Genomic DNA, 26,399 nt, shown 5'->3' on the forward strand with positions numbered 1-26,399 from the left:
AGCCGGCCGGACGCGGCGCGCCCGGCACCGCTGGCAGGTCTTCGGACTCGCAGGCGCGCACCGCGGTGGTGCTCCTAGTGGCCGTCGCTTCCCGGTCTCCGATGTTTCTCAGACCAGTGCTTGTGACGGCGGTCGTTCCTGCATACCGCTGCGGGACAGTCCCGGACTCCCACCGGGTTCCCTCTCGCGACGCACGTCTAACCTGCCTCGCTCGATGCCGGCGCCGCGGTTGCGGCGACGGCAGACCAGCTGCGCAGCGGAGTTTACCGCGTGAACGTCCGAACGAGGCGGTCGCTCGAGGTGAGCCGTAACCGATCCTCTGTTAGCGTGCCCGTCATCAGAGGTCGGCGGGGCAGACGCCGCTAACGAGCGGGGCCTTCCAGAGAAAAGGAATCCCAACATGAAGACGAGACGATTGACGGCCACGTTCGGCGCTGCAGCGGCGGCCTTGGCCGCCGGTGTTGTGTGGACCGCGCCATCGGCCTCGGCCGGCTCCGACTATTGCAATGCGCTCCCGCCCAAGGACGCTCGCGATTGCAACTGCGGCTTCGACTTCGCCCCCGGTAGTCCGGAGCTTCAGCAGTGCCTGTCGGGAAAGGCGCCCGCGCCCGGTCCCGCGCAACCTTGAGGACGGGGCGCCGACCGGTACTAAGCCCTCGTCACCAGCGGTAGCTCCGGCAGCCACAACGAGCTCTCGGTATTCGGGAACCCGGCCACCGGCCGGAAACCGGGCACCAGCCCGAGGTGCCCGGCCCGGTCGACCCATTCCTCGACCAGCACGCGCAACACCTGCCGGACGATGTGCCCGCCGCGGCACCGCATCGACCCCGCACCCAGACTCCAATGCCGGTGCGCCCTAACGCCGATGACAAGGTCATCGGTGGACATGGCGTCGCTGCCGTCCCGCTGCACCGCGGCGATACACAACATCACCACCATGCCGGGCGGCAGCTCTACCCCACCGACGGTCGTCGGCTGGGTGGTGAAACGTTGGCAGCCTTGCACCATCGGCTCCAACCGCAGGACCTCTTCAACGAACCCGCGTATCAGCTCAGGCTGACCTCGAAGCAGTTCGCACAAGTCGGGGTGGCGCGCCAACTCGAACAGGTGCCAGCCGGCGTGTTTGAACAGATTGCGGCAGGCCTCGAGAAAGACGTGGCCGGATCGCCCCGCCAGGTGTTCAGCGGGCAATAGCCGCAGGCGTGCCACGATGTCGAAAAGGGCGCCGGCCATCGGCGTGGTCACGGCGGCCACCGCGTCTCCGCCACCGGCGGCGGCGAAACGATCGATCAGCGCGGCGGCGGTCGGACGGAATGCCGCCGCAATGTCATGGGCTGCCTTCGGCGCGAACAGCTGCTGGTGGACCTCGAGGTCGCGGTCGGGAACAGCGCGGGCGCGATCCAGCCTCGCATCGTCCAGATGCGCCAGCACCTCCTCCCGCCCGACGACAAACACCCAGTTGGCTCCCGGGTCTTGCAGAACCGGGCCGGCCTGTCGTGCCAAGCGCCAACCCAAGCCGCGGTCCGTGCTGAGGGCGGTTCCCGCCTCGGCGGGAAAGACGGGGCAGTCGGAAAGCTTCAGATGCCTCCTCCTTCCATGCCTGAGAGCAAATCCGCGCCCCGAAAGCCTCCGCGGCAGCGGAGTTTACCGGTCAGCCAGCGCCTCGGCGATGGGGACGCCGTTCCCACCGGCACCGTTGTTGAAGTCGATGGTGCGGCCGATGGTCGAGTCGTCGTGCAGTGTCGCGGCCACCACGAGCGCGACATCTTCCCGGGAGACCTCGCCTTTCCCCTTGCCGATGACGATTCGGCCGGTGGCCGGCTCCAGCGTTAGATGGCCCGGACCCAGTACCGTCCAATCCAGGTCGCTGGCGCGCAGATGCGCGTCCGCGGCCGCCTTGGCCTCCGCATACGGGAAGAACGAATTGTCGCTCGGCACACCATGATCCGGCCCGGCGCCGAAGTAGGACACCATCACGAACCGCCTGACACCCGCCCGCGCGGCGGCATCGATCACCCGGATCGCCGCGTCGCGGTCGACGGCGTAGGTCCGCGCCGGGTTGCCGCCGCCCGCCCCGGCGGAGAAGACGACGGCGTCGTGCCCGGCGATGAGGCCGGCCAGCGCGTCGGTGTCGAGCCGCTCGATGTCGGCGACGACCGGCTGCGCGCCCGTCGCGGCTACGTCGTCGGTGTGGTCGGGGTTGCGGAAAACCGAACTCACCTCGTCGCCGCGGCCGGCCAGGATGCGGGCCAGCTGCAGCGCGACCTTGCCGTGGCCGCCGATGATGATGACTCGCGCCATGCCTTCGACGGTAGCGTCGTACCCGCTTCTACAGCTTCACCCGCCCCATGATCAGGTCGATGATCGGCTTGCCGGGCGGGTAAGCGCCGGTGAGCGACGCCATGGTGTGCCCGTAGTCGACCAGCAGCGTGATCCCGTTGACGCCGAAGGCGGCGGCGCTGTTCAGGAACGCCATCACGTCGCCCATCTGCTCCGGGGTGTGGACCTTCGAGCCGGTCTCGTCGCGGTAGTCCTGGGCGAAGGTCAGCCAGAGGTCGGCATTGGCCTGGGCCAGCGGGGTGTCGGTGGGGCCCGGGCAGATCGCGTTGATCCGGATGCCCTTCTTCAGCAGCGGGTAGCCCTGGGTCGCGACGTAGGCGTTGACGACCTTCTTGGAAAAGCCGTAGTGGATGATGCCTTCCGCTTCGTGCGCCTTGACCCAGTCCCGGGCGGCCGCGAAGTCCGGTGTGGCGAGGAACTCCGTGAGCAGCTCCAGGTCGTTCTCCCAGCCCATGCCGGCCACCGAGGAGATGAAGCAGATCGCCGAGCCCGCGGGAAGCTGGTTCTTCGCGAGCAGACGGTCGATGAGATGGCGATGGCCGATGAAGTTGATGGCCATCAGGTCGGTCGTCCCGTCGGCGATGCCGGCGGCCGAGAACAGCGCGTGGATCGGTCCGTCGAGCTGCTCGACGGCGGCGTCGATCGATGCCGGGTCGCGCAGGTCCACCTGGATGGACTTGGCGACGTCGTAGTTCACCGGCGCGTAATCCATCACGATCACCTCGGCCCCCAGCTCGCCCGCCGACTTGGCCGCCGCGGCGCCCATGCCGGTGGCGCCGCCGACGACGAGAGCCCGTTTGCCGTCGTAGCGCAACCGATCGACAACAGTCATGGAAATCTCCTTCTCGTTCACTGCCAACCCGGTTCTAATTGCCCAACTGTATGGGTAACAGTTTTTTGGCTCAATACCTAGGTGCCGCGAACGGCGACGCCACGCAGAACCGTGTCGCGGACATGCACCAGCGCCGCGCGTTTCCCGACAGCGCGAAGGATGTTCTCCGGTATCCACTGCAGGCCGACGACGCACCGCGCCAGCATCGTGATGGACGGGGCGTCGATGCCGATCTCCCCCGACCGGATCCCTTCGGAGAGCAGCGATTTCATTTGCCGAAGCCGGGTGGCGTACAGCCAGCCGGGGTTGGGCGTATCCGGCGGTGATTGCCGCATCCAGGCCAGCTGGATCCTGAACTCGTCGGGAAACCGATCGAGCGCGTTGACGTTGACCCAGCTGAGCGCGTCGAGCTTCTCGATGACCGTGGCATCCGAGCCCAGCACCCCGACCCAGCCGGCCTCGACCTTTCGTCCGAAAGATTCCATGATCGAGGCGAGGAGTTCGTCCTTGGACCCGATCACCCGATACACCGTTCCGGTGCCGAGACCGGCCGCCGACGCGATGTCCCTGATGGTCGTGACCTCATACCCCCTGCGGCCGAACTCCGTTCGTGCCACCGCGAGGACGTGGGCCGCCTTGTCGTCGGAGGCCGTTTCGCCGTCCTCGGCCCACGTGTCGATGACCGCGTTGGCGGCCGCGAAAGCCCTGGACCGATCCAATGCCGCGTCGGTGGGCGGGCGGACCCCCAACCCCTCCAAGATGATTCGGCACAGCAGCCCGGCCACCTGGTCGGCGGGGGACTTGTGCCGCATGACGGCGAGCCCGACCTGCAGCATCGTCTGGCAGATCCGGTCGGCCAGGGTGGGCAGGTCGATGTCGGGTTTGATGTAGCCGCTCCACCGGCCGGCGCGCAGCGTTTGCAGCATCGCCCCCTGAACGGCGTGGGGCGCCTCCCGGGTCAGCCGCATCAGCTCCGGATCGTCGTTCGGCCCCTCGTAGAACGACATCTGCAGCGCCGCCCCATGTCGTACGGCGCAGTTGGCGATCGCCTTTCCCAGCTCGACGATCTTCTCGGAAGCGGGTCGCGCATCCGGTTCGTCCAGCCTCGCCTGGGCGTCTTGCCCGATGCGGTTCAGATCCTCCTGGTAGCGGCGGGTCAACTCGACGAGGATCGCTTCCTTGGACTCGAAATGGTGGTACAGGCTGCCGGGCAGAATGCCCGCAGCGTCCGCGATCTCCTGCAAAGAGGTGCGCAGTCCGGACGACGCGATCAACGACGCCGCGGTCTGCAGGATCTCCGTCCGGCGCGTCGGGGAGTCGTCGTCGGCGCCCACCCGCAGCGGATGCGCTTTCGCCATGGTCAGCGGCTGGCGGCTCTGGACGATTGCGGATTCGCGAGCATACGCGTCGTCCTTTCGCTCCGAAACAAATCTTTGTTAGAGGCTATCAGACCTGGGAGAAACGAACGCGCCGCGCAAAGTGCCGCCAACTTCAGACCGCGGGGCCGTCCCAGCCGTCGCGCGTGGCCACCTCCTCAAGGGGCCGGCGGCGGGCCGGCCGGAAGGCGTGCCCGGCGCGCAGGCGCCCGACCGGGAGCAGGCAGCCCTGGGTGTAGGCCTGCGGGATGCCGAGCAGACGGCGGACCTCCTCCTCGCGGTGCAGGTGCAGCGTCGTGATGCAGGTCCCGTATCCGCGGGTGTGCAGGGCGAGCTGAAAGTTCCACACCGCCGGGAAGATCGAGCCGTACAGCGTCGCCTGGTGAAACGACTCGTCGCCGTCGATGCGCGGGAGGTAGGGCTGATAGCAGGGGATTACGAGCAACGGCACGCGCGCCATGTTGTCGACCACCACTCCGTCGACGACATGATGCGACTCTCCGGTGTGCCCGCCGGCAGCAGACCGGCGATCGGCTGCCCGCCCACGCGCCGCAGATACGCCTCGCGGTACAGCGCGGCGATCTCGGCCCGCAACGACGGGTCGGCGACCACCAGCCACCGCCACGACTGCTGGTTCGAGCCGTTGGCCGCCTGTAGGCCGACGCGCAGGCAATCCCGGATGTCGTCGAGGTCGACGGGTGCGTCCAGGTCGAGCGACTTGCGCGCCGAGCGGGTGGCGGTGAGCAGGTACTCGATGTCCATCACAGACGACCTCTCTTGGCAAGGCGCGCACCGAGTTCGGTGAGGTAGCGGTCGGGCCTCCCGAGATACCCGCTCCAGCTGAGCAGGCGCTTGAGGTAAAGGTGGGCGTCGTGCTCCCAGGTGTAGCCGATGCCGCCGAACACCTGGATGGCGGTGTCGCCCACGGTGGCCAGCCGCCCGGCGAACGCCTTCGCCCGCAGGGCGGCCAGGTGCCGTTCGTCGGGCGCGGCATTGTCCGCCGCCCACAGCGCGTGGATCACGCCGCTGCGGGCCAGCTCGACGGTCTCGTACATGTCGACGCACAGGTGTTGCACCGCCTGAAAGGAGCCGATGGCCTGACCGAATTGCCGCCTGAATTTTGCGTATTCGACGGCGAGCTGCATGACCGCCCGGGCCGCGCCGAGCGCGTCGGCGGCGGTTGCGATGAGCACGTCATCGACGACGGCCGCCACGTCGTCGGGGGACACCGTGGCCAGTCGCTGCGCGGGTGCCCCGTCGAGGTCGACGCGAAAGCGCTTGCGGGTCTGGTCAATCCCGGGCTCGGATGTCAGGGAGATCCCGGGAGAGCCGGTCGTCAAGGCGAAAAGCCCCGCGCCCGCCGGCTCGGCGGCGAACACCAGCAGGGTGTCGGCCGCCGCGGCGTCGGGCACCCCGGCGAGCTGGCCGCGCAGGGCGATGCCGTCAGCTCGCCCGGCCACCCCGACGGAGTCGTCCACGGTGGCGACGGTGGCGATGGTGGTTCCGTCGGCGATCCCCGCCAAAATCGTTGCGGCACTGTCGTTGCCGTCCAGCCGCGTCAGTGTACGCGCGGCGGCGACCGCGCTCGACAGCCACGGGCCCGGGTGCAATGCGGAGCCGAGCTCCTCGGCCACCACGCCGGCCTCGACCATCGTCATCCCGGCGCCGCCGTATTCCTCCGGGACCAGCAGGCCGGTCACGCCGAGGTCGGCCAGGCCGCGCCAGACCGCTTCGTCGACGCCGGTCGGATCGTCGAGCAGTTCGCGCACGTGACCCGAGATCGGTGCCTTTTCGGCGAGGAAGCGCCGCGCCGTATCGCGCAGCGCGACCTGCTCGTCGGTGAGTTCGAGGTTCATTTGCGGGGTAGTCCCAGCACGCGCTGCGCGGTGATGTTCTTGTTGATCTGGGTGGTTCCGCCCGCGATGGTCAGCGAACGCGAACTGAGGCGGTAGTTGGCCCACGGGGCGCCGGTGCCGGTGGCGCCGAGCACGTCGAACGCGAGGGCGGCCATCTCCTGTCCGATCTCACCCCACACGGTCTTGGCGAGGCTGGCCGACGCGAACGGGTCGCCGCCGTGCAGCGTCGCCGAGATCGACCGCTGGCAGAGCACCTCGAGATACTTGATGCGAACGGCGATTTCGCCGAGGCGCCGCAGCGTCACGGGATCGTCGATCGCGTCGCTCTGGGTGGCGATGTCGTCCACCAGCTCCTCGAGCCGTACCTGCATCTCGGCGTACAGCCGGGCGGCCCCGGCGCGCTCGTGGCTGAGCGTGGTGGTGGCCACCTGCCAGCCGGCGTTGAGCGGTCCGAGCAACGCGTCGCCCGGCACCCGGACGTCATGGAAGAACACCTCGGCGAAGTCGGTGTCGCCGTTGAGCGTGACGAGCGGGCGGACCTCGATGCTGGGCAGCGCCATGTCGACGATGAGGCAGGAGATCCCCTTGTGCTTCGGGGCGTCGGGATCGGTGCGCACGTAGAGCTGACACCAGTGGGCGCGGTGCCCGAGCGAGGTCCAGATCTTCTGGCCGTTGACGACGAAGTCGTTTCCATCCCGCACCGCGCGCGTGCGCAGCGCGGCGAGATCGGAGCCCGCCTCGGGTTCCGACATGCCCTGGCACCAGATGTCGTCGGCGCGCATCATGCGGGGAAGCAGCGTCGTCTTCTGTTCCTCGGTGCCGTACTGCATGATCGCGGGGGCGATGTTGTTCATCCCAATGACGTTGAGCGGCATGGGGGCCCGGGCGCGGGTGGTTTCCTCGGTATAGACCAGCTGCTCGAGAATTGTCGCGCCGCGGCCGCCGTATTCACGGGGCCAGGAGACGGCGGCCCATCCCGCGTCGGCCATCGTCGCGCTCCAGGCGCGCAGCAGCTCGATTGCCGCGTCGTCGCGTCCGGCGGGCCGGCGTGCGGCCACCAGCTCGTCGGTCAGGTTCGCGGACAGCCAGTCGCGCAGCTCGCTGCGGAACCGCTCCACTTCCGCGGGGTAGGAGAAATCCATTTTTCCGGACTTTACGGTTGACCAGATAGTGGGTCAATGTTGCGGTGCGGTTCGGGAAAGGCGACCTCGGCGTCGTCGGGCATCGCGCTGATGCCGCGCCGTCCACACACTTCCAGCACCTCGTCGACGATCGACGTGGGCACGTAGAACCTGTCCGTGGAAGAGATCTGCTCGAGGTGCGCGTCGATGTCTTCGGCCGTCGGCTCGCTCTCGGCGTCGGCCAGCCAGCCTTCGCTCAGCCCGACGAACACCCGCGCGTAGCGTCCGGCGGTGGCCGAATAGCTGCGGTGGGTGAACGTGCAGGCCTCGCTGGCGAGGAACGTCACCAACGGCACGACGAGTTCGGGCCGGATGGCCCGCATGAAGCCGGATGCGGCGAGGAATCTCTCGTCGCCGACCGTCTCGGTCACCATGCGTGAGAAGCCGGTCGGCATAACGCAATTGGCGGAAATGCCGTGTGCCTCGCCTTCGATGGCGATCACGTTGGCCAACCCCACCAGGCCGGCTTTGGCCGCGGCGTAGTGCGCCTCCATAGGCTGGCCGAAGACCCCGGCCGAAGAGGAGACGAACACGAATCTTCCGCCCCCGTTGTCCTTCATCACGCGGTACGCGGGCTGAGACAGGTAGAAGCCGCCGTCGAGATGCACGCCCAGCATGCGCGCCCACTCGTCGTGCGAAAGATGTTCGAACGGCACGCTGCCGAAGATTCCCGCGTTGCTCACGACCGCGTCGAGCCGCCCGAACGCCCCGACGGCCGCGTCGACGATCGCCTGCGCGCCCTCGGGGCTGTCGACCGAGTCATGGGAGGCGATCGCGGTGCCGCCCGCCTTCGCGATCTCGTCGGCCACGTCGTCGGCGACGGCCGAGTCGGCGCCCAGGCCGCGCATCGAGCCGCCGAGGTCGTTGACCACCACCGCGGCGCCCCGGCGAGCCAGGTCCAGCGCGTAGAGCCGTCCGAGCCCACGACCGGCCCCCGTGACGATTGCCACCCGATCGGTGAAGTCGATCATGCGTCCCCTGATTGACGGCGGTTTCACCGGACCATACTGTGGAACAGATATTTGGTCAACAAACTCCCCGGGTTCGGAGGTGGGCGTGGCGGACGACCGGTTGCAGGGCCTCGGCATGCTGGCCTCCGCGCTCGCGGGCCGACCGGTGACCGTGGCCGAACTGCGACCCGGCGAACCCCCGTGGACGGACGGCCGGACGATCTACGTCGACGCGGCCTGGCGGGCCCGCAAGAGGATCGAAGCGGTTGCCGTGCAGGCGTCGATGATCGCGGCAGGCAGCCTCGACCCCGATGCGGTGCGCCCGCTGGTCCGCCACCCCCGACTGGCCAAGCGCTACCTGGCCATCGAGGCCCACCGTGCGCTGGTCGCCAACGCCGACGTGCTTCCGGGCATCCTGGCGTTGTTGGGCGACCGCGAGATCGCCTGTCGCACTTGCTCGCCCGCCGCCTCGCTGAGCCTCGCGACGGGACGGGCGGCGATCGACGGCCCGGCGGCCGAATTCGGCGTGATCCGCGCGGCGAAGGTGCTGGCCGCGTCCCGCGCGGCCGACCGCGCGGACCGGGCGAATCCCGAGCACGTTGGGCGGCGCGGGGGCGCGGGCGAACTGGAGGAGCTCGACGACGGCGCGGTCGACGACTCCGACGATCCGGACCTGTTCACCAGCCCCGTCGGCGGGGGAGGCTTCATCGGCAAGTGGTTGAAGAGGCTGCTGTCTTCCGCCCGCAAGACCGGCCGCGGCGGGGGGCCTCCCGGCGCGGACACCCCCACGCACCGCACGAACTCGGGAATCGCTGGCGCGCATGCCGTCTCATCGCTCGTGTCGGCCTCGAGCGAGGACATCGACGACGAACCGACGGCGGCCGCGGACGGCGTGCGGTACCCGGAATGGGATGCCGCGCGCAGGAGCTACCGGCCCGCGTGGTGCACGGTGCGCGAGGTCGAGCCGACGATCAAGGCCTCGGCGACCCAGCAGATCGAGGCCGCCATCGGCGTGCGGCGGCCGCTTTCGCGGCTCGGCATGGGCTTGCACCGCCGGCGCCGGCAGTCGCAGGGCGACGACATCGACATCGACGCCGCGGTGGAGGCCCGCGTCGAGGTGCGGGCCGGGTCGATCCCCGACGAGGCGGTCTACCTGGACAGCCTGCGCCGGCGCAGGGACCTGTCGGTGCTGCTGCTTCTCGACGTGTCGGGCTCCGCGGCCGAGCCCGGAACGGCCGGGCGCACGGTGCATCAGCAACAGCGCGCGGCCGTCGCGAACCTCACCGTCGCCCTGCACGATCTGGGTGACCGCGTCGCGCTGTACGCGTACTACTCGCAGGGCCGGCGGGCGGTCAGCATGATTCCGGTCAAACGGTTCGACGATCACCTCGACTCGCACGTCATCCGGCGGCTGAACAGCCTGGAACCCGGCGCCTACTCGCGTCTCGGTGCGGCCATCCGGCACGGGTCGGCGGTCCTGGAAGCGCGCGGCGGCACGTCACGACGGCTGTTGGTGGTGCTGTCCGACGGACTCGCCTATGACCACGGATACGAACGCGCCTACGGCGCCGCCGACGCGCGCCGCGCCCTGACCGAGGCCCGCAGGCGGGGGACCGGCTGCGTGTGCTTGACGATCGGCGCGGGCACCGACGTGCGGTCGCTGCGCAGAGTGTTCGGCAGCGCGGCGCATGCGACGGTCGCGCGCCCGGATCGACTCGCCGGGGTGATCGGCCCGCTGTTTCGGTCCGCGCTGCGCTCGGCGGAGGTTCGGCGGCGCGCGCGACCATTGAAACAAACATCTGTTCCGGATAGGCTCGCGTCGACAGGAGGGAAGCCATGGCCAGCGGGAGCGGGCTCGCTCACCGGAACGGCATGACCCCCGAGGCGGACGGCGTGCGGCCCTACTACCAGGCGATCGGCAATGAGGAGGCCGTTTTCAAGGCCGCCTACCGCCAGGGGCTGGCCCTGGTTCTGAAGGGCCCGACCGGTTGCGGCAAGACGCGCTTCGTCGAGGCGATGGCCCACGACCTCGGCCGGCCGCTCATCACCGTCGCCTGCCATGACGACCTCACCACCGCGGACCTGGTCGGCCGGTATCTGCTGCGCGGCGACGAGACTGTGTGGGTGGACGGCCCGTTGACCCGGGCCGTGCGCGAGGGCGCGATCTGCTACCTGGACGAGGTGGTGGAGGCCCGGCAGGACACCACCGTGGTGCTGCACCCGCTCTCGGATCACCGGCGGCAGCTGCCCCTCGAGCGGCTCGGCGTCACGCTGGATGCCGCGCCGGGGTTCGGCCTGGTGGTGTCCTACAACCCCGGCTATCAGAGCGTGCTCAAGGACCTCAAGGATTCGACGCGCCAGCGGATGGTCGCCATCGAATTCGGCTTTCCCGCAGCCGACGTCGAAGAGCGGATCGTTGCGCACGAGGCGCGCGTCGACGGTGCCACCGCCGCCGAGCTGGTGCGCCTGGGGCATGCCATCCGCCGGCTGGAAACCGGCGGGCTGCGTGAGGTCGCCTCGACCCGCGTGCTGATCGCGGCGGGCCGGCTGGTCGCCGAGGGCCTGACCATGCGGGAGGCCGCCCGGGCGGCGATCGCCGGGCCGCTCACCGACGACGCGGCGGTCGGCAAAGCGCTGGGCGAGATGATCGAGATCTACCTCGACGCGGCGGGTGAGTGATTGACGCTGCCTAGCCGCGCGGCTAGTGTCTGAACAAATATTAGGTTTCTGATCCGGAGGCCGGATGTCCTACGAAAGCAGCGCCGAACCCATCAAGGTGGGCTACCTGATGGACTTCGCCCTCCCGCCGGGCTTTCCCGGGGAGTTGATGGCGAGCTTCACCCGGTGCTTCGACCTCGTCTTCGAGGAAGCCCGCGAACAGGGCCTGATCGATCGCCCGGTGCAAATGATCTACCGCGAGGTGGAGGGGTTGCCCAAGGGATCGGTCAAGTCGGTGATCGATGCCTTCGGGGAGCTGGTCGACGAGGGCTGCCTGGTGGTATTCGGGCCGCACATCACCGACAACTGCGTGCCCGCCCGCGAGGCGATCGAGGAGCGATTCAAGATCCCCGCGATCAGCGTCACCGGCACCGACGACTGGTTGGGCGAATGGACGTTCGCCTTCCCGCAAGGCTCGATGACCGACGAGCCGATCTTCATCGCGGACCTCGTCGCCAAACGCGGGCTCGCCGAGGTCGGGGTCCTCGTCGAGCAGAACCTGATCGGCGAGAGCTACCTGAAGAATCTCCGAAGCGCCTGCCGGCGCAAGGGCATTCGCATCGTTGCGGAGGCGGCGATCGCGCAGACCGCGCAGGACATCAACGAGGCCGTGCGCACGCTGCACGACGCGAAGGCCGAAGCGATAGTGCACCTGGGCTTCGGCTTCGGGATCGTGTTCATCAACCCCGCGCTGCAGGCCGTCGATTGGGACCCGCCGCGCTTCACCACCACGGCCTTCCAGAACGCCTGGGTGAACCCGATCATGTGGGAAGCCTTCATCGGCTGGGTCGGGGTCGACCAGTACGACGAGGGCAACCGAGTCGGCCAGGGTTTTCTCGATCGTTACGCCGCCAAGTACGACGGCAGCCGTCCCGAATATTGCGTGCTGGTGGTCAACCATGACGTCGCCGCCACACTCGCGCGCGCCTTCGCCGATGCGCACCCCCTCAGCCCGCGCGGCGTCAAGGAGGCGCTTGAGCGGGTGAAGATGATGCCCGCCGCCTCGGGCGCGGCCGGCACCCGGGTGTCGTTCGGCAAGTGGACTCGGCGCGCCTGGATGGGCGCCGGCTATCTGGTGGCCCGAACCCTCGATGCCGACGGCGTCAACTCGCACCTGGTCGATCGTTTCGGAGAGGACGGCTGACGTCATGGCGACGGAACAGTCCACACCTCTGAAAACGGAGGAGCCCCCGCGGCGGACAGGCAGGCGCGGATGGGGCGGCTGGATCGCGGGCGCCGCGCTGGCGGCGTTCGCGCTCTTCTTCATCGCGAATTGCCGCGTCGCCCTCGACCCGCGCGTCGCCAACCCGAACGTGCAAGGGCGGCCTCGCCCGGTGAAGTTCCTCTTCGGCCTGGATTACATTGCCTTCCTGCAGATCTCGACCGTCGTCATGCTGCTGGTGCTGCTGGTGGTGTTCATCAGGGGCTGGCGCCGCAATCCGGGCAGTCCGGTGATGCTGATGTTCTTGTGCACCACGCTGATCGTGTGGCAGGACCCGATCATGAACTGGGCGCCGTTCGCGGTGTACAACCCCGATCTGATCCACTGGCCGGAGTCGTGGCCTCTGGTGTCGTTGTCGCCGACCGTCGAACCGTTTGTGGTATTCGGTTACGTCACTTTCTATTTCGGTCCGTACTTCCCGGCGATCTGGATCCTGCGCAAACTGCAGGAGCGCAAGGGGCCAGAGGCCTTCGTGTCGCGGCACCCTCTGGTCAGCCTGGGCGTGCTGACCTGCGCCATCGGCTTCGTGTTCGATGCATGGCTGGAGATCCAGCTGGTCCACATGGGCATGTACATCTACTCGCAGGTGATTCCGTGGGGCTCGGTGTTCACCGGCACGACGTTCCAGTTCCCGCTGATCTGGGAGTCCTTCTCGGTGACGTTCGTGATGGTGCCCGCGGCGATCCTGTGCTATCGCGACGACACCGGTAAGTCGGTGGCGGAAAAGCTCGCGGCGAAGGCGAGGATCTTCCCGGGCCACCCGGTGCTCGGCACGTTCCTGGTGATGTTCACCATCATCAACGTGTCCTATTTCGCCTACGGGGCATGGTTCGCCGTCATCAAAGCCACCAAGGCTGCGACCTCGGTCGCGTGCCCGTGGCCGTACCCGGAGGCCAAGGTCTATGACCCGCAAGGGTTTTACGAAAAGGCCGGCGCCCAGGGCCCGTACTCGGTCGGCATCTGGTCGACGTGGATGAGCGGGCAGCCGAACGGGCGGCCCCACGTCGAACCGCCACCGCCCGGGGTGGGCGCGTGTGCGAGCAAGAATGGCTGAGCCGCGCACAGTCGTCGTCACCGGCGCGTCGCGCGGACTGGGGTTCGCGTCGGCGCTGCGGCTGTATCGCGAAGGATGGCGCGTGGTCGCGGCGATGCGCACGCCCGACCGGAGAATGGCGTTGCTGCGCAGGGCCATCGGATCAGCGGGAGCCGGTGCGGACGACGATCGATTGATCGGCGTCCAGCTCGACCTGACGGACGCCGCGTCGATCTCCGCGGCGGCCAAGGCGATTGAGGAGGCCGTGGGCGCGCCCTACGCGCTGGTGCACAACGCGGGCATCTCCGCCGCCGGCGTGGTGGAGGAGACCGACATGGCGCTGTGGCAGCGCATGTTCGCCACCAGCGTCCTGGGCCCGGTCGCGCTCACTCAGGCCCTGCTCCCCTCGATGCGGGCGGCGGGCGAGGGCCGAATCGTGTTGGTGTCCAGCGCGGCCGGCGTGCGCGGGCAGCCGGCCACCGCCCCGTACTCGGCGGCCAAGGGAGCGCTGGAGCGGTGGGGTGAATCCATGGCCTGCGAGATCGCGCCCTTCGGTCTCGGTGTCACCGTCCTGGTGGCCGGCACGTACGACACCGATATCATCACCGACGCGGGCACCACCGATAATCGCAATTTCGGCGGCCCCTACGCCCGGATCCACACCACGATGAACACTCGCGGGCGCTTCGCCATGAAGCTGGCCCGGCCGCCCGAGCGGTTCACCGACGGCCTGCTCAAGGCGCTGGGCGACCGGGGCCCGTTCCGTCGCCGTGGGGTCGGCCCGGACGCCTCGATGCTGTTGGCCGCCAACCGGATTCTCCCGGCATCAGGCATGCACCATGTGTCGCGGATCGTGCTCGGCATTCCGCCACAGGGCTCGATGCGGGGCGGGGCGTGGCCGTTGACGACCGCCCAAAAGGCGATGGTGCTCGTCGCCCGCATTCTTCCGCAGGCGGTGCTGCAGCGCCTGGCCGCACGACGTCAAGGATCTTGAGGAGCACCGATGGAACAGCTTTTCGACGACCTGGCGGACTTCGGCGCCTTCGACGACGCGATATCCGGTGACGTGCGTGACCCGTACACCGAACTGGCGCGGCTGCGCCGCGAGGAACCGGTCCAGCGACTCGAGACGTCGGGAGCGCTTCCGCACGAGGAGTCGCTGCCGATGTTCATCGTGCATCGCCACGAGGATATCCAGCAGATGCTGCGCGACAACGAGACGTTCTCGTCGGCGGCCGTCATCGCCGCGTTCGGCCCGGTGCTTGGCGAAGGCGTGATGCTCGGGATGGACGAACCGATCCACGGCCGGCTGCGCTCGCTGGTGTCAAAGGCGTTCTCGCAGAAGTCATTGGCGCGCTGGCAGGACGAGTTGGTCGGCCGCGTGGCCAATAAGCTGATCGACGACTTCGCGCCCAACGGCAAGGCAGATCTGGTGAAGGAGTTCACCTTCGACTACCCGAGCCAGATCATCGCGGGCCTGCTGGGCTTACCGGAGAACGACTACCCGCAGTTCCAGCGGTGGTCGATTTCGCTGCTGAGCTGGCTGATGAACCCGGAGCGGGGGCTCGCCGCCTCGGCCGCGCTGTGCGACTACTTCGCCCCGATACTCGAAGCCCGCCGCGTCGAGCCGCAGGACGACCTGATCAGCGCGCTCGGCGCGGCCGAGATCGACGGGGAGAAGCTGGCGGACGAGGAGATCTTCTCGTTCCTTCGGCTGCTGCTGCCCGCCGGCGTGGAGACGACCTACCGGGCGCTGGGGAGCCTGCTCTTCGGGCTGCTGTCGGATCCGGCGCAATTGGACGCCATCCGCGCGGACCGGTCGCTGCTGCCGCAGGCCATCGAGGAAGGGGTGCGGTGGGAACCGCCGCTGCTGACCATCACCCGGGTGGCGACCCGCGATACCGAACTCGGCGGGGTCGCGATCCCGGCCGGTGCGACAGTGATGCCGATGCTGGGCTCGGCGAATCGCCAAGAAGATCGCTATCCCGAGCCGGATACGTTCGACATCCACCGGACGCAAAAGCCGAATCTCGCGTGGGGCCACGGCGTGCACGTCTGCCTCGGCATGCACCTGGCCCGCCTCGAGATGCGCACCGCGGTCAACCTTCTGCTCGACCGGCTGCCGAATCTCCGGCTGGACCCCGACGGGGACGACCCCCACATTCGCGGGCAGGTCTTCCGGTCGCCGACCGCGCTACCGGTGCTTTTCGATCCCCGGTAGCGGTTGCACCTTGCCAATCGGCTAGTTTCCGGTAAGGCTCTCCATAGCCCCTCCGCGACTCAGAAGAGAGTGACAGTTATGACCGAGGCTGTAAAGGTTCGTTTCGAGCCGAAGATGATGATCGACGGCAAGCTCGTCGACGGCCAGGCCGGCACCTTCACCAACATCAACCCCGCCACCGAGGAGGCACTCGGGGAGGTCGCCGACGCGTCGAAGGAGGACATGCACCGCGCCATCGACGCCGCGCGGCGCGCCTTCGACGAGACCGACTGGTCGACCAACCGCGAGCTGCGCAAGCGCTGCCTGCTGCAGCTGCACGAGGCGATCGAATCGGAGAAGGAAGAGCTGCGCGAGGAGCTCATCCTCGAGGTCGGCTCCCCCCGCGCGATCACGTTCGGCCCCCAGCTCGACGCCCCGCTGGAAGACGGATTGCGCTACCCCGCCCGGCTGATCGACGAGTACGCCTGGGAAACCGACCTGGGCGACAAGGTGATCAGCCTGACCGGAACGCTGACCACCCGCAAGGTCTGGCGCGAGCCGGTGGGCGTGGTCGGCGCGATCGTGCCGTGGAACTTCCCGTTCGAGGTCACCATCAACAAGCTCGGCCAGGCGCTGGGCACCGGCAACACCGTGGTTCTCAAGCCGGCGCCCAACACGCCGTTCAACGCGACCCGGCTTGGCCGGCTCATCGCCGAGAAGACCGACATTCCCGCGGGCGTCGTCAACGTCGTCACCGCGTCGGATCACTTTGTGGGCGAGGAGCTCACGCTCTCGCCGAAGGTCGACCTGATCTCGTTCACCGGGTCGACCGTGGTCGGGCAGCGGATCATGGAAAAGGGCGCCGCGACGATGAAGCGGCTGTTCTTGGAGCTCGGCGGTAAGTCGGCCACCATCGTCTTGGAGGACGCCGATTTCGGGGCGGCGTGCGCGATCGGCATCGCGCCGTGCATGCACGCCGGGCAGGGCTGCGCGAACCCCACCCGCATGCTGTTGCCGCGCTCGCGCTACGACGAGGGTGTGGAGATTCTGAAGAGCATCTACGAGAACGTCACGTGCGGCGACCCGCAGGACCCCGGAACGCTGTGCGGCCCGGTGATTTCGGAGGTGCAGCGCAACCGCGTGATGGGCTACATCCGCAAGGGCGTCGAGGAAGGCGCCACCGCGCTGGTCGGCGGACCGGATGCGCCCACCGGCTTCGACAAGGGATTCTTCGTTCGGCCAACGCTTTTCACCGGCGTCGACAACTCCATGACGATCGCGCAGGAGGAGATCTTCGGCCCGGTGTTGGCCGTCATCCCGTTCGACGACGAGGAGGACGCGATCCGGATCGCCAACGACAGCAAGTACGGGCTGGCGGGCAACGTGATGTCGGGCTCGCTGGAGCGCTCGCTGGCGGTGGCCCGCCGGATCCGGGCCGGCTTCATGGGCGTCAACGGCGGCGCACCGTACGCCGCCGACACCCCGTTCGGCGGCTACAAGTACAGCGGGGTGGGCCGCCAGAACGGCGTGGTCGGGTTCGACCAGTACACCGAGGTCAAGTCGGTGGGGTACCCCGCCGGGTAGGTCCGCGCCGCGAGCGTGCGCGTCTGCACCGCGACACGCCCGCGCGGAGCGACATTCTGCGCACGCTCGCCGGTGGCTGCCCGCACCCCGGCCTCGGCCCGTCCAACCCCTTGGTTGACAATCGACGCAAGACCCACACGTCAAAGGAGACCCCACCATGGCTGAAGCCGTCATCGTCGAGGCTGTCCGCTCACCGCTCGGCAAGCGCAACGGAGGCCTGTCGGGCGTGCACCCGGCCGACCTGTCCGCGCAGGTCCTCAACGGGCTGGTCGACAAGGCCGGTATCGACCCGGGAATCGTCGATGACGTCATCTGGGGCTGCGTGATGCAGGCCGGTGAACAGGCCCTCGACATCGGCCGCACCGCGCTGCTGGCCGCCGGCTGGCCCGAGACCGTGCCCGGCGTGACCGTCGACCGCCAGTGCGGGTCGAGCCAGCAGTCCATCCACTTCGCCGCGGCGGGCGTGGTCGCCGGACACTACGACGTCGTGGTCGCCGGCGGTGTCGAGTCGATGTCGCGCACCCCGATGGGCTCGTCGCTGGCCGGTGGCGGCAACCCCTACCCGCAGGCTTTCAAGGACCGCTATCACAAGACGCCCAACCAGGGCCTCGGTGCCGAGATGATCGCCGAGCAGTGGGGCTTCGACCGCACCGCGCTCGACGAGTTTTCGCTGGTATCACACGAAAAGGCCGCTGCGGCACAGGATTCGGGCGCGTTCGACGACCAGATCGTGGGCATCAAAGATCAGGACGGCAACGTGGTGCTCAAGGACGAGGGCATCCGCCGCGGCACCACGATGGAGAAGATGGCGTCGCTGAAGCCGGCCTTCAAGGAGGACGGGGTGATCCACGCCGGCAACTCCTCGCAGATCACCGACGGCTCGGCGGCACTCTTGTTCATGTCGGCGGAGAAGGCGAAGGAACTGGGCCTCACGCCAATCGCCAAGGTGCACACCGCTGTACTGGCGGGCGCCGACCCGGTGATCATGCTGACGGCGCCCATCCCGGCGACGCAGAAGGCGCTCAAGAAGTCCGGCCTCTCGATCGGCGACATCGGGGCGTACGAGGTCAACGAGGCTTTCGCGCCCGTGCCGCTGGCGTGGCTGAAGGACATCGGGGCCGACGAGAAGAAGCTCAACCCCCACGGTGGCGCCATCGCGCTGGGCCACCCGCTCGGCGGATCGGGGGCGCGGTTGATGACGACGCTGCTGTACCACATGCGGGACAAGGGAATCCGCTACGGCCTGCAGACGATGTGCGAGGGCGGCGGCCAGGCCAACGCCACCATCGTGGAACTGTTGTGAGCCAAGGGGACAACGGCCAACCGGGAGCGCTCGTCGAGCGCCGCGGCAACGTGATGGTGATCACCATCAACCGGCCGGAGGCCCGCAACGCGGTCAACGCGGCCGTCAGCATCGCCGTCGGGGACGCGCTCGAGGAAGCCCAGCACGACCCCGACGTAAGGGCGGTGGTGATCACCGGCGCCGGCGACAAGTCGTTTTGCGCCGGCGCCGACCTGAAGGCCATCTCGCGCCGGGAGAACCTGTATCACCCCGATCACGGCGAGTGGGGCTTTGCCGGCTACGTGCATCACTTCATCGACAAGCCCACGATCGCGGCGGTCAACGGCACCGCGTTGGGCGGTGGCACCGAGCTCGCGCTGGCCAGCGACCTGGTGGTCGCCGATGAGCGGGCCAAGTTCGGGTTGCCGGAGGTCAAGCGCGGGCTGATCGCGGCCGCCGGTGGCGTCTTCCGGATCATGGACCAGCTGCCCCGCAAGGTGGCGATGGAGCTGTTGATGACCGGCGAGCCGATCACCGCGGCCGACGCCCTCGGCTGGGGCCTGATCAACCGGGTCGTCGGCCCGGGGGAGGTGCTCGACGCCGCGCTGGCGCTGGCCGCGCGGGTGACGGCCAACGCGCCGCTGTCGGTGCAGGCCAGCAAGCGCATCGCCTACGGCGTCGACGACGGCGTCATCACCGGCGACGAGCCGGGCTGGGAGCGGACCGTGCGCGAGATGCGCGTCCTGATCAGGTCCGAGGACGCCAAGGAGGGACCCCTCGCGTTCGCCGAGAAGCGGGAACCGGTCTGGCAGGCGCGCTAGAGAGTGTTACGCGAGCAGACGCAAAAGCCCCCGACACGCCGAGGCGTGGGGGGCTTTTGCGTCTGCTCGCGGTACCTGCGTCAGTGGGCCAGAACGTTCACGGCCCGGCCGAACACGGCGGGCAGCGTCGCCGACGCCGGCACGATGGCGCGCCGCAGCAGCGGCGGCGCGCTGGCCAGCACCAGCCCCCGGGTGAGCAGCCGGTAATTGCGGGTGACCCGATGCCACGCGGCCTCGTACGACGACGGCGCATCGCGGGCGATGGCGTCCACCGCCGCGGCCGCCTGCTTGACCGCGAGGCTGATGCCCTCGCCGGTCAGCGCGTCCTCGTAGCCGGCGGCGTCGCCGACCAGCAGCACCCGCCCCGCGACTCGACGGGACACCACCTGACGCAGCGGGCCGCAGCCGCGGGCCTGCCCGCGCGGTGCGCCCTCCAGGTGACGGGCCAGCCACGGGAACCAGGCCAGGTCGGGCCGCCCGCCGGACAGGATCGCCACGCCGACCAGATCGGGCTCCACCGGCGTCACGTACGCCTCACCCCGGCGGGACCAGTGCACCTCGACGAACTCCGACCACGCCGGCACCTTGAAGTGCCACCGCACGCCGTGGCGGCGCGGCGTTCCCGCGGTGGCTTTGATGCCGACGGCGCGCCGCACCGCCGAGTGCAGCCCGTCGGCGCCCACCAACCATCTCGCGCGCACGCCCGCGGCGGTCACGCCGTGCGCGTCCTGCTCGACGCTGGTCACCCGCGCCCGAATCCATTCGGTGTCTTCCTCTTTGGCCCGCGCCGCCAGCGCGGCGTGCAACGTGGTGCGCCGCACGCCCCGGCCCGGCCCTCCGCGAAACAGCGCCTCCGCCCGCCGACGCTCGCTGACATAGGCGATGCCGCGAAACGGCATGCCGGCCGGGTCCACCCCGAGCGACGTCAGCTCGGCCAAGCCGCCGGGCATCAGCCCCTCACCGCACGCCTTGTCGACGGGACCCTCCCGCGGCTCCGCGACGATCACCGAAAGCCCGAGCCGCCGAGCGTGTAACGCGGTCGCGAGGCCCCCGGGGCCGCCGCCGACGATCAGCAGATCGGTGTCGTAGGTCATGACGTGTAGCCCAGGGCCGAATTCTCCACGTGCAGACGCACCCCGAGCAGCGCCGCGTTGGCCAGCGTGAAGACGGCCGCGGTCAGCCACGCCGTGTGCACCAGCGGCAGCGCGAACCCTTCGGCCACCACCGCGACGTAGTTGGGGTGGTGCAGCCACCGGTAGGGGCCCTGCCGCACCAACGGGGCATCCGGCAGCACGATCACCCGGGTGTTCCACCGCGGCCCCAGCGTCGTGATGCACCACCAGCGCAGCACCTGGCTCAGCGCCGCGATGGCCAGCATCGGCCAGCCCAGCCACGGAAGGAACGGCCGGTGCAGCGCCCACGGCTCGATGAGGCAGCCGAGCAGCAGCGCGGTGTGCAGGACGACCATCACGGGGTAGTGCGACTGGCCAACTTCCTTGGCGCCCTGGGCAAAAGACCACTGCGCGTTGCGTTTGGACACCACCAGCTCCGCGACCCGCTCGATGGCGACCGCAAGGATCAGCAGGTAATACATAGCTCTATCCGGCCCTACCAGCTCAGCAGGACGAATTCGGCGGAGAAGCCCGGTCCCATCGCGATCATCAGCCCGATCGAACCCGGCGACGGTGGGTCGGCCATGGTGGCGTGCAGTATATCAAGTACCGAAACCGACGAGAGGTTTCCGTTGTTGCGCAACGAGTTTCTGGTGACCGCGAGCGCATCCGGCGGCAGCTCCAACACGGCTTCGACCGCGTCGATCACCTTCGGGCCGGCGGCGTGCAACAACCACGTCGAGACGTCCGTGGTGGCCAGCCCGTGGTCGGCCAGGAACGCGCGGATGTCGTCGCCCACGAACTTCTCGACGATGGTCGAGATCTCGGCGGACAGCACGATTCCGAACCCGTTGCTGCCGATGTTCCAGCCCAGCACGTCCTCGGTGTCCGGGTAGGTCCGGCTGCGGGTGGCCAGCACCTTCGGCCCCGCCGCTGCCCGGTCGGCCCCGGTCGCGACGACGACGCCGGCGCCGTCCCCAAACAGGCTGGAAGCGACCAGGTTTGGGATCGAATTGTCCTGCCGCTGCACGGTCAGCGAGCACAGCTCGACCGCCAGCAGCGCCGCCACCTCGTCGGGAAACGCGCGCAGATAGTCGTGCACGCGGGCCATGCCGGCCGCACCGGCCACACAACCCAGGCCGAACAGCGGGATGCGTTTGACGTCCGGGCGCAACCCGATCCGCGTCGCCAGCCGCGCCTCCAGCGACGGCACGGACAACCCGGTCACCGTCGTCGAGAAGACGGCGTCGACCTCCGACGGCTCGATCTTCGCCTGGTCAAGCGCGTCGAGCATCGCCTGCTCGGCCAGGTCGAGGGCGATTTCGATGTAGGCGTCGTTCGCCTCGGTGAAGCCGCTCAGCTTGCCGTACCGCGACAGCGGCAGCGCGATGTTCCTGAACTCCACCCCGCTGCTGAGCGCGAAACGCCGGAACTCCGGACCGGCGAAGTCGGTCAGCGCCCCGATGGTTTCGTCCTGCGTGTAGCGGTTCGGTGGGAATGTGACGGCGACGCCCGCGATGGACGGGTCCGCTGTTGGTTGTTTGGTGCTCAGGCGTGTGGAACTGCCCCCGGTGATCTCCTCCATGTGGGGGTCACGGTGCGGACGGCGCATCGGTTCAAAAGTCTGGCTAGTGTCGGGGTATGCGGATCTTGGTCACCGGCGCCACCGGCTATGTCGGATCGCGTCTGGTCACTGCGCTGCTGGGGGATGGGCATCAGGTCGTGGCGGCCACCCGAAACCCGAAGCGCCTCAAGCGTTTAGGTTGGTTCGACGACGTCACCCCGGTCACCCTCGACGCGTCCGATCCGGCGTCGGTGCGGGCGGGCCTGGCGGCTGCGGGCCCGGTGGACGCGCTGTATTACCTGGTGCACGCCATCGGCCAGCCCGGCTTCCGCGACGCCGACAGGGCGGCGGCCCACAACCTCGCGGTGGCGGCCCGCGACGCCGGCGTGCGGCGCATCGTCTACCTCGGCGGCTTCGTGCCCGCCGACGAGGCGCTGTCCGAGCACCTGACCAGCCGGGCCGAGGTGGCCGAGGCCCTGACGGTCGAGGACGGGCCCGAACTGGTGTGGCTGGGGGCGGCGATCATCATCGGCGCCGGGTCGACGTCCTTCGAGATGATGCGCTACGTCGGCGACCGGTTCCCGCTCATTCCCATACCGAGCTGGATGGACAATCCGATCGACCCGATCTCCATCCGTGACGTGCTGCACTATCTCGTCGCCGCGGCGGACCCGAGCCGGGTGCCCGCGGGCGCCTACGACATTTCCGGTCCCACCACCACCACCTACCGCGGGCTGCTCAAGACGTATGCGCGCGTCTCCCGCAGGTGGCATGCCCCCGTCCCGGTCGGCAGGGTCGACACCGCGCTGGCGTCGCTGGTCACGGGCGTCGCCCTGCCGGTGCCTCCGGGACTGGCCGCGGACCTGGTCGAGTCGCTGGACCATCCCATGGTGGCGTCCGTCAGCGGCCTGCGCGACCGCGTGCCCGACCCGCCCGGGGGGCTGCTCGGCATCGAGGATGCCATCGCCCTGGCGTTGGCCGGGTCGGGGTGCCGGCCCCGGCCCGTCAACGCGTTGATCGATCCGCACCAGCTGGCCGACAGCGATCCCGCGTGGGCCGGCGGCGACGCGCTGCGCATCCGCCGGCTCGCCCGCGCCGTCACCCCGGCCGTCGCGCGGCCCACCCTGCGGCTGGTCAACAGCGTCCCCGGCCCGGTCGCGGGGGCGCTGCGCACCGGCCTCGACCTGCTGTTCGCCCTGAACGCCAAGGTGCGGCCGGCATGAGCCAGTCGACCGCCCCATACCGGACCGGCGTCTTCTCGGAGTTCCGGCGCGCGATCACCAACGTCGCGGTGCCGTGCAACGAACCGCCCGGCGTGGTGCGGCGCCGGCGCGTCGTCGTCGCGATCACGCTGGTGATCGGCGCCGCGGTGGTCGGGTTGTCGTTGCGCCGGCACCCGGGCGAGTCGAGCTTCTACTGGCTGACATTGGTGCAAGCGGCGGTGTGGATCGCCGGCGGGTTCCTCTCGGGCCCGTTGCACCTGGGGGGCATCTGCTGGCGCGGCCGCAACCAACGGCCGGTGATCACGGGCACCACCGTCGGGCTGTTGCTCGGCGGCGCCTTCCTGGTCGGCGGGCTGATCGCCCGGGAGATACCCCCCGTTGCGGCGCTGATCACCCGGGTGCTGCTCTTCGCCCACCACGGCTACCTGCCGTTCATCGTGGCGATCACCCTCATCAACGGCATCGCCGAGGAGATCTTCTTCCGCGGCGCGCTCTACACCGCGCTGGGCCGGCACCGGCCGTTGCTCATCTCGACGCTGCTCTACACCTGCGCCACCCTGGCCAGTGGCAACCCGATGCTGGGGTTCGCGGCGGTCATCCTCGGGGCGGTCTGCGCCGTGGAGCGCCGGGCCAGCGGCGGGGTGCTGGCGCCGGTGCTGACCCACTTCGTGTGGGGCCTGATCATGGTGCTCGCCCTGCCCCCGCTGTTCGGCGTCTGACCGCGGCGGCGACATCGCGCGCCAGCGCGCGCAGCGCGGCAATCCGCAACGGCCGCACGGCAATCCAATACAGCCGCCCCGGGAGGCCGCGCGGCACGAAGATCGCCCGCTGGGTGTATACGCTGCCCCCGCCGTGCCGGGGCGCGACGCTGACCTCGAGCCACCCCTGGCCCACCGAGCGCGCCCCGGAGCGCAGTCGCAGCCGGCGGCCGGGTTCGCGCTGCTCCACGCTCCAGTCCCGGAACGGGCGGCGTCGGGCGATCGCCTGCTCGGCGGCCCGACAGACCTCGCCGGCTTCGGCGGCGACCTCGGCGGTCCGCACGTCGGAGTGGATGATCTCGCCGGCCCAATCCGGGTCACTGGGCAGCGGCTCGGCGGGGTCCGAGTCGAGCGACGCCCAGGTGGCCTTGGTCAGGCCGCGCGTCCCCCGGTCGAGCGCCAATTCGACGGCTCGGCGGTAGCTCGTCAGGCCGCCCGCCGGCGGCGCGATGATGCCGTCGATGTCCGAATTGCGCATCACGGCGTCGCATTCCAGCGATTCGATCAGCGGGCGCGCCAGCCCGGGCGGGATCGGCGTGACGGCGCCGATCCACAGGCTCGCGATCGTCGGGGTCAGGAAGGGCAGCACGATCAGATAGCGCCTCCCCAAACCCGCGACGTCGGCGTAGACGCGCATCATGTCGCCGTACTCCAAGACGTCGGGGCCGCCGATGTCCCACGTCCGCGAGGACGGCACGGGTGCCGTTGCGGAGGCCGCGAGATAATACAGCACGTCGCGTGCTGCGATGGGCTGGATCCGGTTGTGCACCCACTTCGGCGTGGTCATCACGGGCAACCGGTCGGTGAGGTGGCGGATCAGCTCGAACGACGCGGAACCCGACCCGACGACCACCCCGGCCTGCAGCACCACCGTCTCGATACCGGAGTCGATGAGCGCCTGGCCGACGGCCGCGCGCGATTCGAGGTGCTCGGACAGCCTGCGGCCCTCGGGGTGCAGCCCGCCCAGATACACCACCCGTCGTACCCCGGTGCGGCGTGCGGCGGTCACCACGTTGCGCACGGCGCGGTCCTCCTCGGCGGCGAAGTCCTTGGCGCCGCCCATCGAGTGCACCAGGTAGTAGACGACGTCCACGCCGTCGAACGCCGCGATCAGCGACTCGACGTCACCGAGATCACCCCGGGCCACCTCAACCCGCTCGCGCCACGGCACGTTCGCCAGCTTGTCCGGATTGCGCGCCAGGGCACGCACCTGGTTGCCCTCGTTGAGCAGCCGCGGCACCAGCCGCGCGCCGATGTAGCCGGTCGCCCCGGTCACCAGGCAGCGCACCATCGCCCCTCCGTTCCTCGGATCTCTATTCGGAACCCAACGCGAGTAAGGATTGCCGGTTCTGGGGGGAGTAAGCCTCTCAGCGGTCGGTGAAGTTGGGGCCGCGGCGCTCCTGGAAAGCCGTTGTGCCCTCCTTGAAGTCGTGCGACACCAGCAGGCGTGACTGGCCTTCGTACTCGCGATCCAGCGCGGCATCCAACTCGGTGAGCGTGGCCGCGTTGATCGCCTGCTTGGTCTTGGCGAACGCCACGGCGGGGCCCGCCAGCAGCCTGCCGATCACCTTGTCCACCTCGGCTTCGAAGTCGTCGGCCGGATAGACCGCGCTGACCAGTCCCCAGGACAGCGCCTCGGTGGCCGGCAGCCGGTCGGGCAGCAGCGCCATCTGCATCGCCCGGATCCGGCCGACCGCGGCCGCGATCAACGCCGACGCGCCGCCGTCGGGCATCAGGCCGATCTTGGTGAAGGCGAGCATGAAAAACGCTGCGTCAGAAGCCAATACGACGTCACAGGCCAGGGCGATGGAAACCCCCACGCCGGCCGCCGGTCCCTGAACCACCGCGACCACGGGGTGCGGCACCGCGGCGATCGCCCGGATCAGCCGGTTGATCTCCAGCACGATTTCGTCCGGCGGGACGCCGCCGCTGCCGGCCATGTCGTCGGCGCTGATGCCAGCCCCCGAACTGAAGCCGCGGCCCGCGCCGCCCAGCCGCACCACCCTGACCGCGGGGTCGGTGGCCGCCCGCTCCAGCGTGTCCGCGATCCCGGTGATCACCGGGACCGTCAGGGAGTTCAGGCTGTCGGGGCGATTGACGGTCACCGACAGCACGCCGTCGGTCAGCGTGACGTCGAGACCCGCAACCGGTGCGAGCGTGGCGATTCCAGAATCCGGCATGCGCCTCACACTACGGCCCCCTCGTGGCGACCCGCTTCACCCGGCTTCGCCGCGTTCGCGATCACCACCGGCCCCCTCGTGGCGACCCGCTTCACCCGGCTTCGCCGCGTTCGCGATCACCACCCGCCCCCTCGTGGCGACCCGCTTCGCCCGGCTTCGCCGCGTTC

General features: G+C 69.4%; 23 protein-coding genes, 1 pseudogene and 1 riboswitch. Of the genes and pseudogenes, 11 read left to right on the forward strand and 13 right to left on the reverse strand.

The annotated features are described in order from the left end of the window. Window positions 1-14 precede the first annotated feature (14 nt). Window positions 15-221, reverse strand: a riboswitch (cobalamin riboswitch). Between the two features lie 427 nt (window positions 222-648). The 8 genes and pseudogenes from A5705_RS24090 to A5705_RS24125 all read right to left on the reverse strand — a co-directional run bounded on the left by A5705_RS24090 (window position 649) and on the right by A5705_RS24125 (window position 8,556). Next, the gene (locus A5705_RS24090; RefSeq protein ID WP_068280422.1) at window positions 649-1,503 is read right to left on the reverse strand and encodes a cytochrome P450; all 855 of its coding nucleotides are present in this window, start codon (window positions 1,501-1,503) and stop codon (window positions 649-651) included. 141 nt (window positions 1,504-1,644) lie between these two features. Beyond that, complete coding sequence (locus A5705_RS24095) at window positions 1,645-2,301, reverse strand: SDR family oxidoreductase (RefSeq protein WP_068280425.1); 657 nt, start codon at window positions 2,299-2,301, stop codon at window positions 1,645-1,647. A 28-nt stretch (window positions 2,302-2,329) separates the two neighbouring features. Then, window positions 2,330-3,172, reverse strand: a complete 843-nt coding sequence (locus tag A5705_RS24100) for an SDR family oxidoreductase (protein ID WP_067872184.1) — start codon at window positions 3,170-3,172, stop codon at window positions 2,330-2,332. A gap of 77 nt (window positions 3,173-3,249) precedes the next feature. Further along, a complete protein-coding gene (locus tag A5705_RS24105; RefSeq protein ID WP_068280428.1) occupies window positions 3,250-4,530 on the reverse strand; it encodes a TetR/AcrR family transcriptional regulator in 1,281 nt (426 codons plus the stop codon). A 133-nt stretch (window positions 4,531-4,663) separates the two neighbouring features. Then, window positions 4,664-5,310 (reverse strand): annotated as a pseudogene (locus A5705_RS24110) (nitroreductase family protein). After that, window positions 5,310-6,404, reverse strand: a complete 1,095-nt coding sequence (locus A5705_RS24115; protein WP_068280431.1) for an acyl-CoA dehydrogenase family protein — start codon at window positions 6,402-6,404, stop codon at window positions 5,310-5,312. The pseudogene A5705_RS24110 and the gene A5705_RS24115 overlap by 1 nt, the downstream one beginning before the upstream one ends. Further along, window positions 6,401-7,546 (reverse strand): acyl-CoA dehydrogenase family protein, encoded by a 1,146-nt coding sequence (locus A5705_RS24120; RefSeq protein ID WP_068280434.1) that lies wholly within the window; start codon window positions 7,544-7,546, stop codon window positions 6,401-6,403. Before A5705_RS24120 ends, A5705_RS24115 begins: the two co-directional genes overlap by 4 nt. Before the next feature lie 11 nt (window positions 7,547-7,557). Then, complete coding sequence (locus A5705_RS24125; RefSeq protein WP_067872083.1) at window positions 7,558-8,556, reverse strand: SDR family NAD(P)-dependent oxidoreductase; 999 nt, start codon at window positions 8,554-8,556, stop codon at window positions 7,558-7,560. Window positions 8,557-8,671: 115 nt separating this feature from the next. On the opposite strand from A5705_RS24125, the gene A5705_RS24130 reads away from it, so the two are divergent. The 9 genes from A5705_RS24130 (at window position 8,672) to A5705_RS24170 (ending at window position 19,395) form a co-directional block, all read left to right on the forward strand. Continuing rightward, on the forward strand, window positions 8,672-10,411 hold the full coding sequence (locus tag A5705_RS24130; protein WP_082956666.1) for a nitric oxide reductase activation protein NorD: 1,740 nt from the start codon (window positions 8,672-8,674) through the stop codon (window positions 10,409-10,411). Continuing rightward, window positions 10,372-11,214 carry a CbbQ/NirQ/NorQ/GpvN family protein gene (locus A5705_RS24135; RefSeq protein WP_068280438.1) on the forward strand — a complete coding sequence of 281 codons (843 nt, stop codon included), beginning with the start codon at window positions 10,372-10,374 and terminating at the stop codon, window positions 11,212-11,214. The genes A5705_RS24130 and A5705_RS24135 overlap by 40 nt, the downstream gene beginning before the upstream one ends. Window positions 11,215-11,278: 64 nt before the next feature. Further along, the gene (locus A5705_RS24140) at window positions 11,279-12,397 is read left to right on the forward strand and encodes an ABC transporter substrate-binding protein (protein ID WP_068280441.1); all 1,119 of its coding nucleotides are present in this window, start codon (window positions 11,279-11,281) and stop codon (window positions 12,395-12,397) included. Window positions 12,398-12,401: 4 nt separating this feature from the next. Beyond that, window positions 12,402-13,529 (forward strand): spirocyclase AveC family protein, encoded by a 1,128-nt coding sequence (locus A5705_RS24145; RefSeq protein ID WP_068280444.1) that lies wholly within the window; start codon window positions 12,402-12,404, stop codon window positions 13,527-13,529. Next, window positions 13,522-14,502: an SDR family oxidoreductase gene (locus tag A5705_RS24150; RefSeq protein ID WP_068280448.1), complete on the forward strand. Its 981-nt coding sequence runs from the start codon at window positions 13,522-13,524 to the stop codon at window positions 14,500-14,502. Before A5705_RS24145 ends, A5705_RS24150 begins: the two co-directional genes overlap by 8 nt. A gap of 9 nt (window positions 14,503-14,511) precedes the next feature. After that, window positions 14,512-15,729, forward strand: a complete 1,218-nt coding sequence (locus A5705_RS24155) for a cytochrome P450 (RefSeq protein WP_067872099.1) — start codon at window positions 14,512-14,514, stop codon at window positions 15,727-15,729. A gap of 78 nt (window positions 15,730-15,807) precedes the next feature. After that, window positions 15,808-17,292: an aldehyde dehydrogenase family protein gene (locus A5705_RS24160; protein WP_068280451.1), complete on the forward strand. Its 1,485-nt coding sequence runs from the start codon at window positions 15,808-15,810 to the stop codon at window positions 17,290-17,292. Between the two features lie 157 nt (window positions 17,293-17,449). Continuing rightward, the gene (locus A5705_RS24165; RefSeq protein ID WP_067872104.1) at window positions 17,450-18,595 is read left to right on the forward strand and encodes a thiolase family protein; all 1,146 of its coding nucleotides are present in this window, start codon (window positions 17,450-17,452) and stop codon (window positions 18,593-18,595) included. Then, a complete protein-coding gene (locus A5705_RS24170) occupies window positions 18,592-19,395 on the forward strand; it encodes a crotonase/enoyl-CoA hydratase family protein (protein WP_255380884.1) in 804 nt (267 codons plus the stop codon). Before A5705_RS24165 ends, A5705_RS24170 begins: the two co-directional genes overlap by 4 nt. Window positions 19,396-19,475: 80 nt before the next feature. On the opposite strand, the gene A5705_RS24175 is transcribed toward A5705_RS24170, so the two are convergent. The 3 genes from A5705_RS24175 to A5705_RS24185 are packed head-to-tail and all read right to left on the reverse strand — an operon-like array spanning window position 19,476 to window position 22,092. Then, the gene (locus A5705_RS24175; protein ID WP_067872107.1) at window positions 19,476-20,489 is read right to left on the reverse strand and encodes an NAD(P)/FAD-dependent oxidoreductase; all 1,014 of its coding nucleotides are present in this window, start codon (window positions 20,487-20,489) and stop codon (window positions 19,476-19,478) included. Beyond that, on the reverse strand, window positions 20,486-20,989 hold the full coding sequence (locus A5705_RS24180; protein ID WP_067872111.1) for an isoprenylcysteine carboxyl methyltransferase family protein: 504 nt from the start codon (window positions 20,987-20,989) through the stop codon (window positions 20,486-20,488). The genes A5705_RS24175 and A5705_RS24180 overlap by 4 nt, the downstream gene beginning before the upstream one ends. Before the next feature lie 14 nt (window positions 20,990-21,003). Further along, window positions 21,004-22,092, reverse strand: a complete 1,089-nt coding sequence (locus tag A5705_RS24185; RefSeq protein ID WP_067872114.1) for a type III polyketide synthase — start codon at window positions 22,090-22,092, stop codon at window positions 21,004-21,006. 56 nt (window positions 22,093-22,148) lie between these two features. Between A5705_RS24185 and A5705_RS24190 the strand changes: the two genes are divergently transcribed. Then, window positions 22,149-23,294 carry an NAD(P)H-binding protein gene (locus A5705_RS24190; protein ID WP_067872117.1) on the forward strand — a complete coding sequence of 382 codons (1,146 nt, stop codon included), beginning with the start codon at window positions 22,149-22,151 and terminating at the stop codon, window positions 23,292-23,294. After that, window positions 23,291-24,013, forward strand: coding sequence for a CPBP family intramembrane glutamic endopeptidase (locus A5705_RS24195; protein ID WP_067872121.1), 723 nt, complete (start codon window positions 23,291-23,293; stop codon window positions 24,011-24,013). The genes A5705_RS24190 and A5705_RS24195 overlap by 4 nt, the downstream gene beginning before the upstream one ends. Here A5705_RS24195 and A5705_RS24200 read toward each other — a convergent pair. Together A5705_RS24200 and A5705_RS24205 are read right to left on the reverse strand one after the other, a co-directional pair. Continuing rightward, a complete protein-coding gene (locus tag A5705_RS24200; RefSeq protein WP_068280454.1) occupies window positions 23,976-25,343 on the reverse strand; it encodes a DUF2867 domain-containing protein in 1,368 nt (455 codons plus the stop codon). The genes A5705_RS24195 and A5705_RS24200 overlap by 38 nt on opposite strands. Before the next feature lie 76 nt (window positions 25,344-25,419). Next, window positions 25,420-26,232 (reverse strand): enoyl-CoA hydratase, encoded by an 813-nt coding sequence (locus A5705_RS24205; protein ID WP_067872127.1) that lies wholly within the window; start codon window positions 26,230-26,232, stop codon window positions 25,420-25,422. Between the last annotated feature and the right edge of the window lie 167 nt (window positions 26,233-26,399).

It is taken from the genome of Mycobacterium sp. E787 (assembly GCF_001668725.1).
Taxonomy (GTDB): domain Bacteria; phylum Actinomycetota; class Actinomycetes; order Mycobacteriales; family Mycobacteriaceae; genus Mycobacterium.

What these genes read in the sequence shown, in the direction of transcription:
- A5705_RS24095 (WP_068280425.1), bottom strand. Translation starts at nt 2,301, where the DNA reads ATGGCGCGAGTCATCATCATCGGCGGCCACGGCAAGGTCGCGCTGCAG.
- A5705_RS24100 (WP_067872184.1), bottom strand. Translation starts at nt 3,172, where the DNA reads ATGACTGTTGTCGATCGGTTGCGCTACGACGGCAAACGGGCTCTCGTC.
- A5705_RS24105 (WP_068280428.1), bottom strand. Translation starts at nt 4,530, where the DNA reads ATGGCGAAAGCGCATCCGCTGCGGGTGGGCGCCGACGACGACTCCCCG.
- A5705_RS24115 (WP_068280431.1), bottom strand. Translation starts at nt 6,404, where the DNA reads ATGAACCTCGAACTCACCGACGAGCAGGTCGCGCTGCGCGATACGGCG.
- A5705_RS24120 (WP_068280434.1), bottom strand. Translation starts at nt 7,546, where the DNA reads ATGGATTTCTCCTACCCCGCGGAAGTGGAGCGGTTCCGCAGCGAGCTG.
- A5705_RS24125 (WP_067872083.1), bottom strand. Translation starts at nt 8,556, where the DNA reads ATGATCGACTTCACCGATCGGGTGGCAATCGTCACGGGGGCCGGTCGT.
- A5705_RS24130 (WP_082956666.1), top strand. Translation starts at nt 8,672, where the DNA reads ATGCTGGCCTCCGCGCTCGCGGGCCGACCGGTGACCGTGGCCGAACTG.
- A5705_RS24135 (WP_068280438.1), top strand. Translation starts at nt 10,372, where the DNA reads ATGGCCAGCGGGAGCGGGCTCGCTCACCGGAACGGCATGACCCCCGAG.
- A5705_RS24140 (WP_068280441.1), top strand. Translation starts at nt 11,279, where the DNA reads ATGTCCTACGAAAGCAGCGCCGAACCCATCAAGGTGGGCTACCTGATG.
- A5705_RS24145 (WP_068280444.1), top strand. Translation starts at nt 12,402, where the DNA reads ATGGCGACGGAACAGTCCACACCTCTGAAAACGGAGGAGCCCCCGCGG.
- A5705_RS24150 (WP_068280448.1), top strand. Translation starts at nt 13,522, where the DNA reads ATGGCTGAGCCGCGCACAGTCGTCGTCACCGGCGCGTCGCGCGGACTG.
- A5705_RS24155 (WP_067872099.1), top strand. Translation starts at nt 14,512, where the DNA reads ATGGAACAGCTTTTCGACGACCTGGCGGACTTCGGCGCCTTCGACGAC.
- A5705_RS24160 (WP_068280451.1), top strand. Translation starts at nt 15,808, where the DNA reads ATGACCGAGGCTGTAAAGGTTCGTTTCGAGCCGAAGATGATGATCGAC.
- A5705_RS24165 (WP_067872104.1), top strand. Translation starts at nt 17,450, where the DNA reads ATGGCTGAAGCCGTCATCGTCGAGGCTGTCCGCTCACCGCTCGGCAAG.
- A5705_RS24175 (WP_067872107.1), bottom strand. Translation starts at nt 20,489, where the DNA reads ATGACCTACGACACCGATCTGCTGATCGTCGGCGGCGGCCCCGGGGGC.
- A5705_RS24180 (WP_067872111.1), bottom strand. Translation starts at nt 20,989, where the DNA reads ATGTATTACCTGCTGATCCTTGCGGTCGCCATCGAGCGGGTCGCGGAG.
- A5705_RS24185 (WP_067872114.1), bottom strand. Translation starts at nt 22,092, where the DNA reads ATGGAGGAGATCACCGGGGGCAGTTCCACACGCCTGAGCACCAAACAA.
- A5705_RS24190 (WP_067872117.1), top strand. Translation starts at nt 22,149, where the DNA reads ATGCGGATCTTGGTCACCGGCGCCACCGGCTATGTCGGATCGCGTCTG.
- A5705_RS24195 (WP_067872121.1), top strand. Translation starts at nt 23,291, where the DNA reads ATGAGCCAGTCGACCGCCCCATACCGGACCGGCGTCTTCTCGGAGTTC.
- A5705_RS24200 (WP_068280454.1), bottom strand. Translation starts at nt 25,343, where the DNA reads ATGGTGCGCTGCCTGGTGACCGGGGCGACCGGCTACATCGGCGCGCGG.
- A5705_RS24205 (WP_067872127.1), bottom strand. Translation starts at nt 26,232, where the DNA reads ATGCCGGATTCTGGAATCGCCACGCTCGCACCGGTTGCGGGTCTCGAC.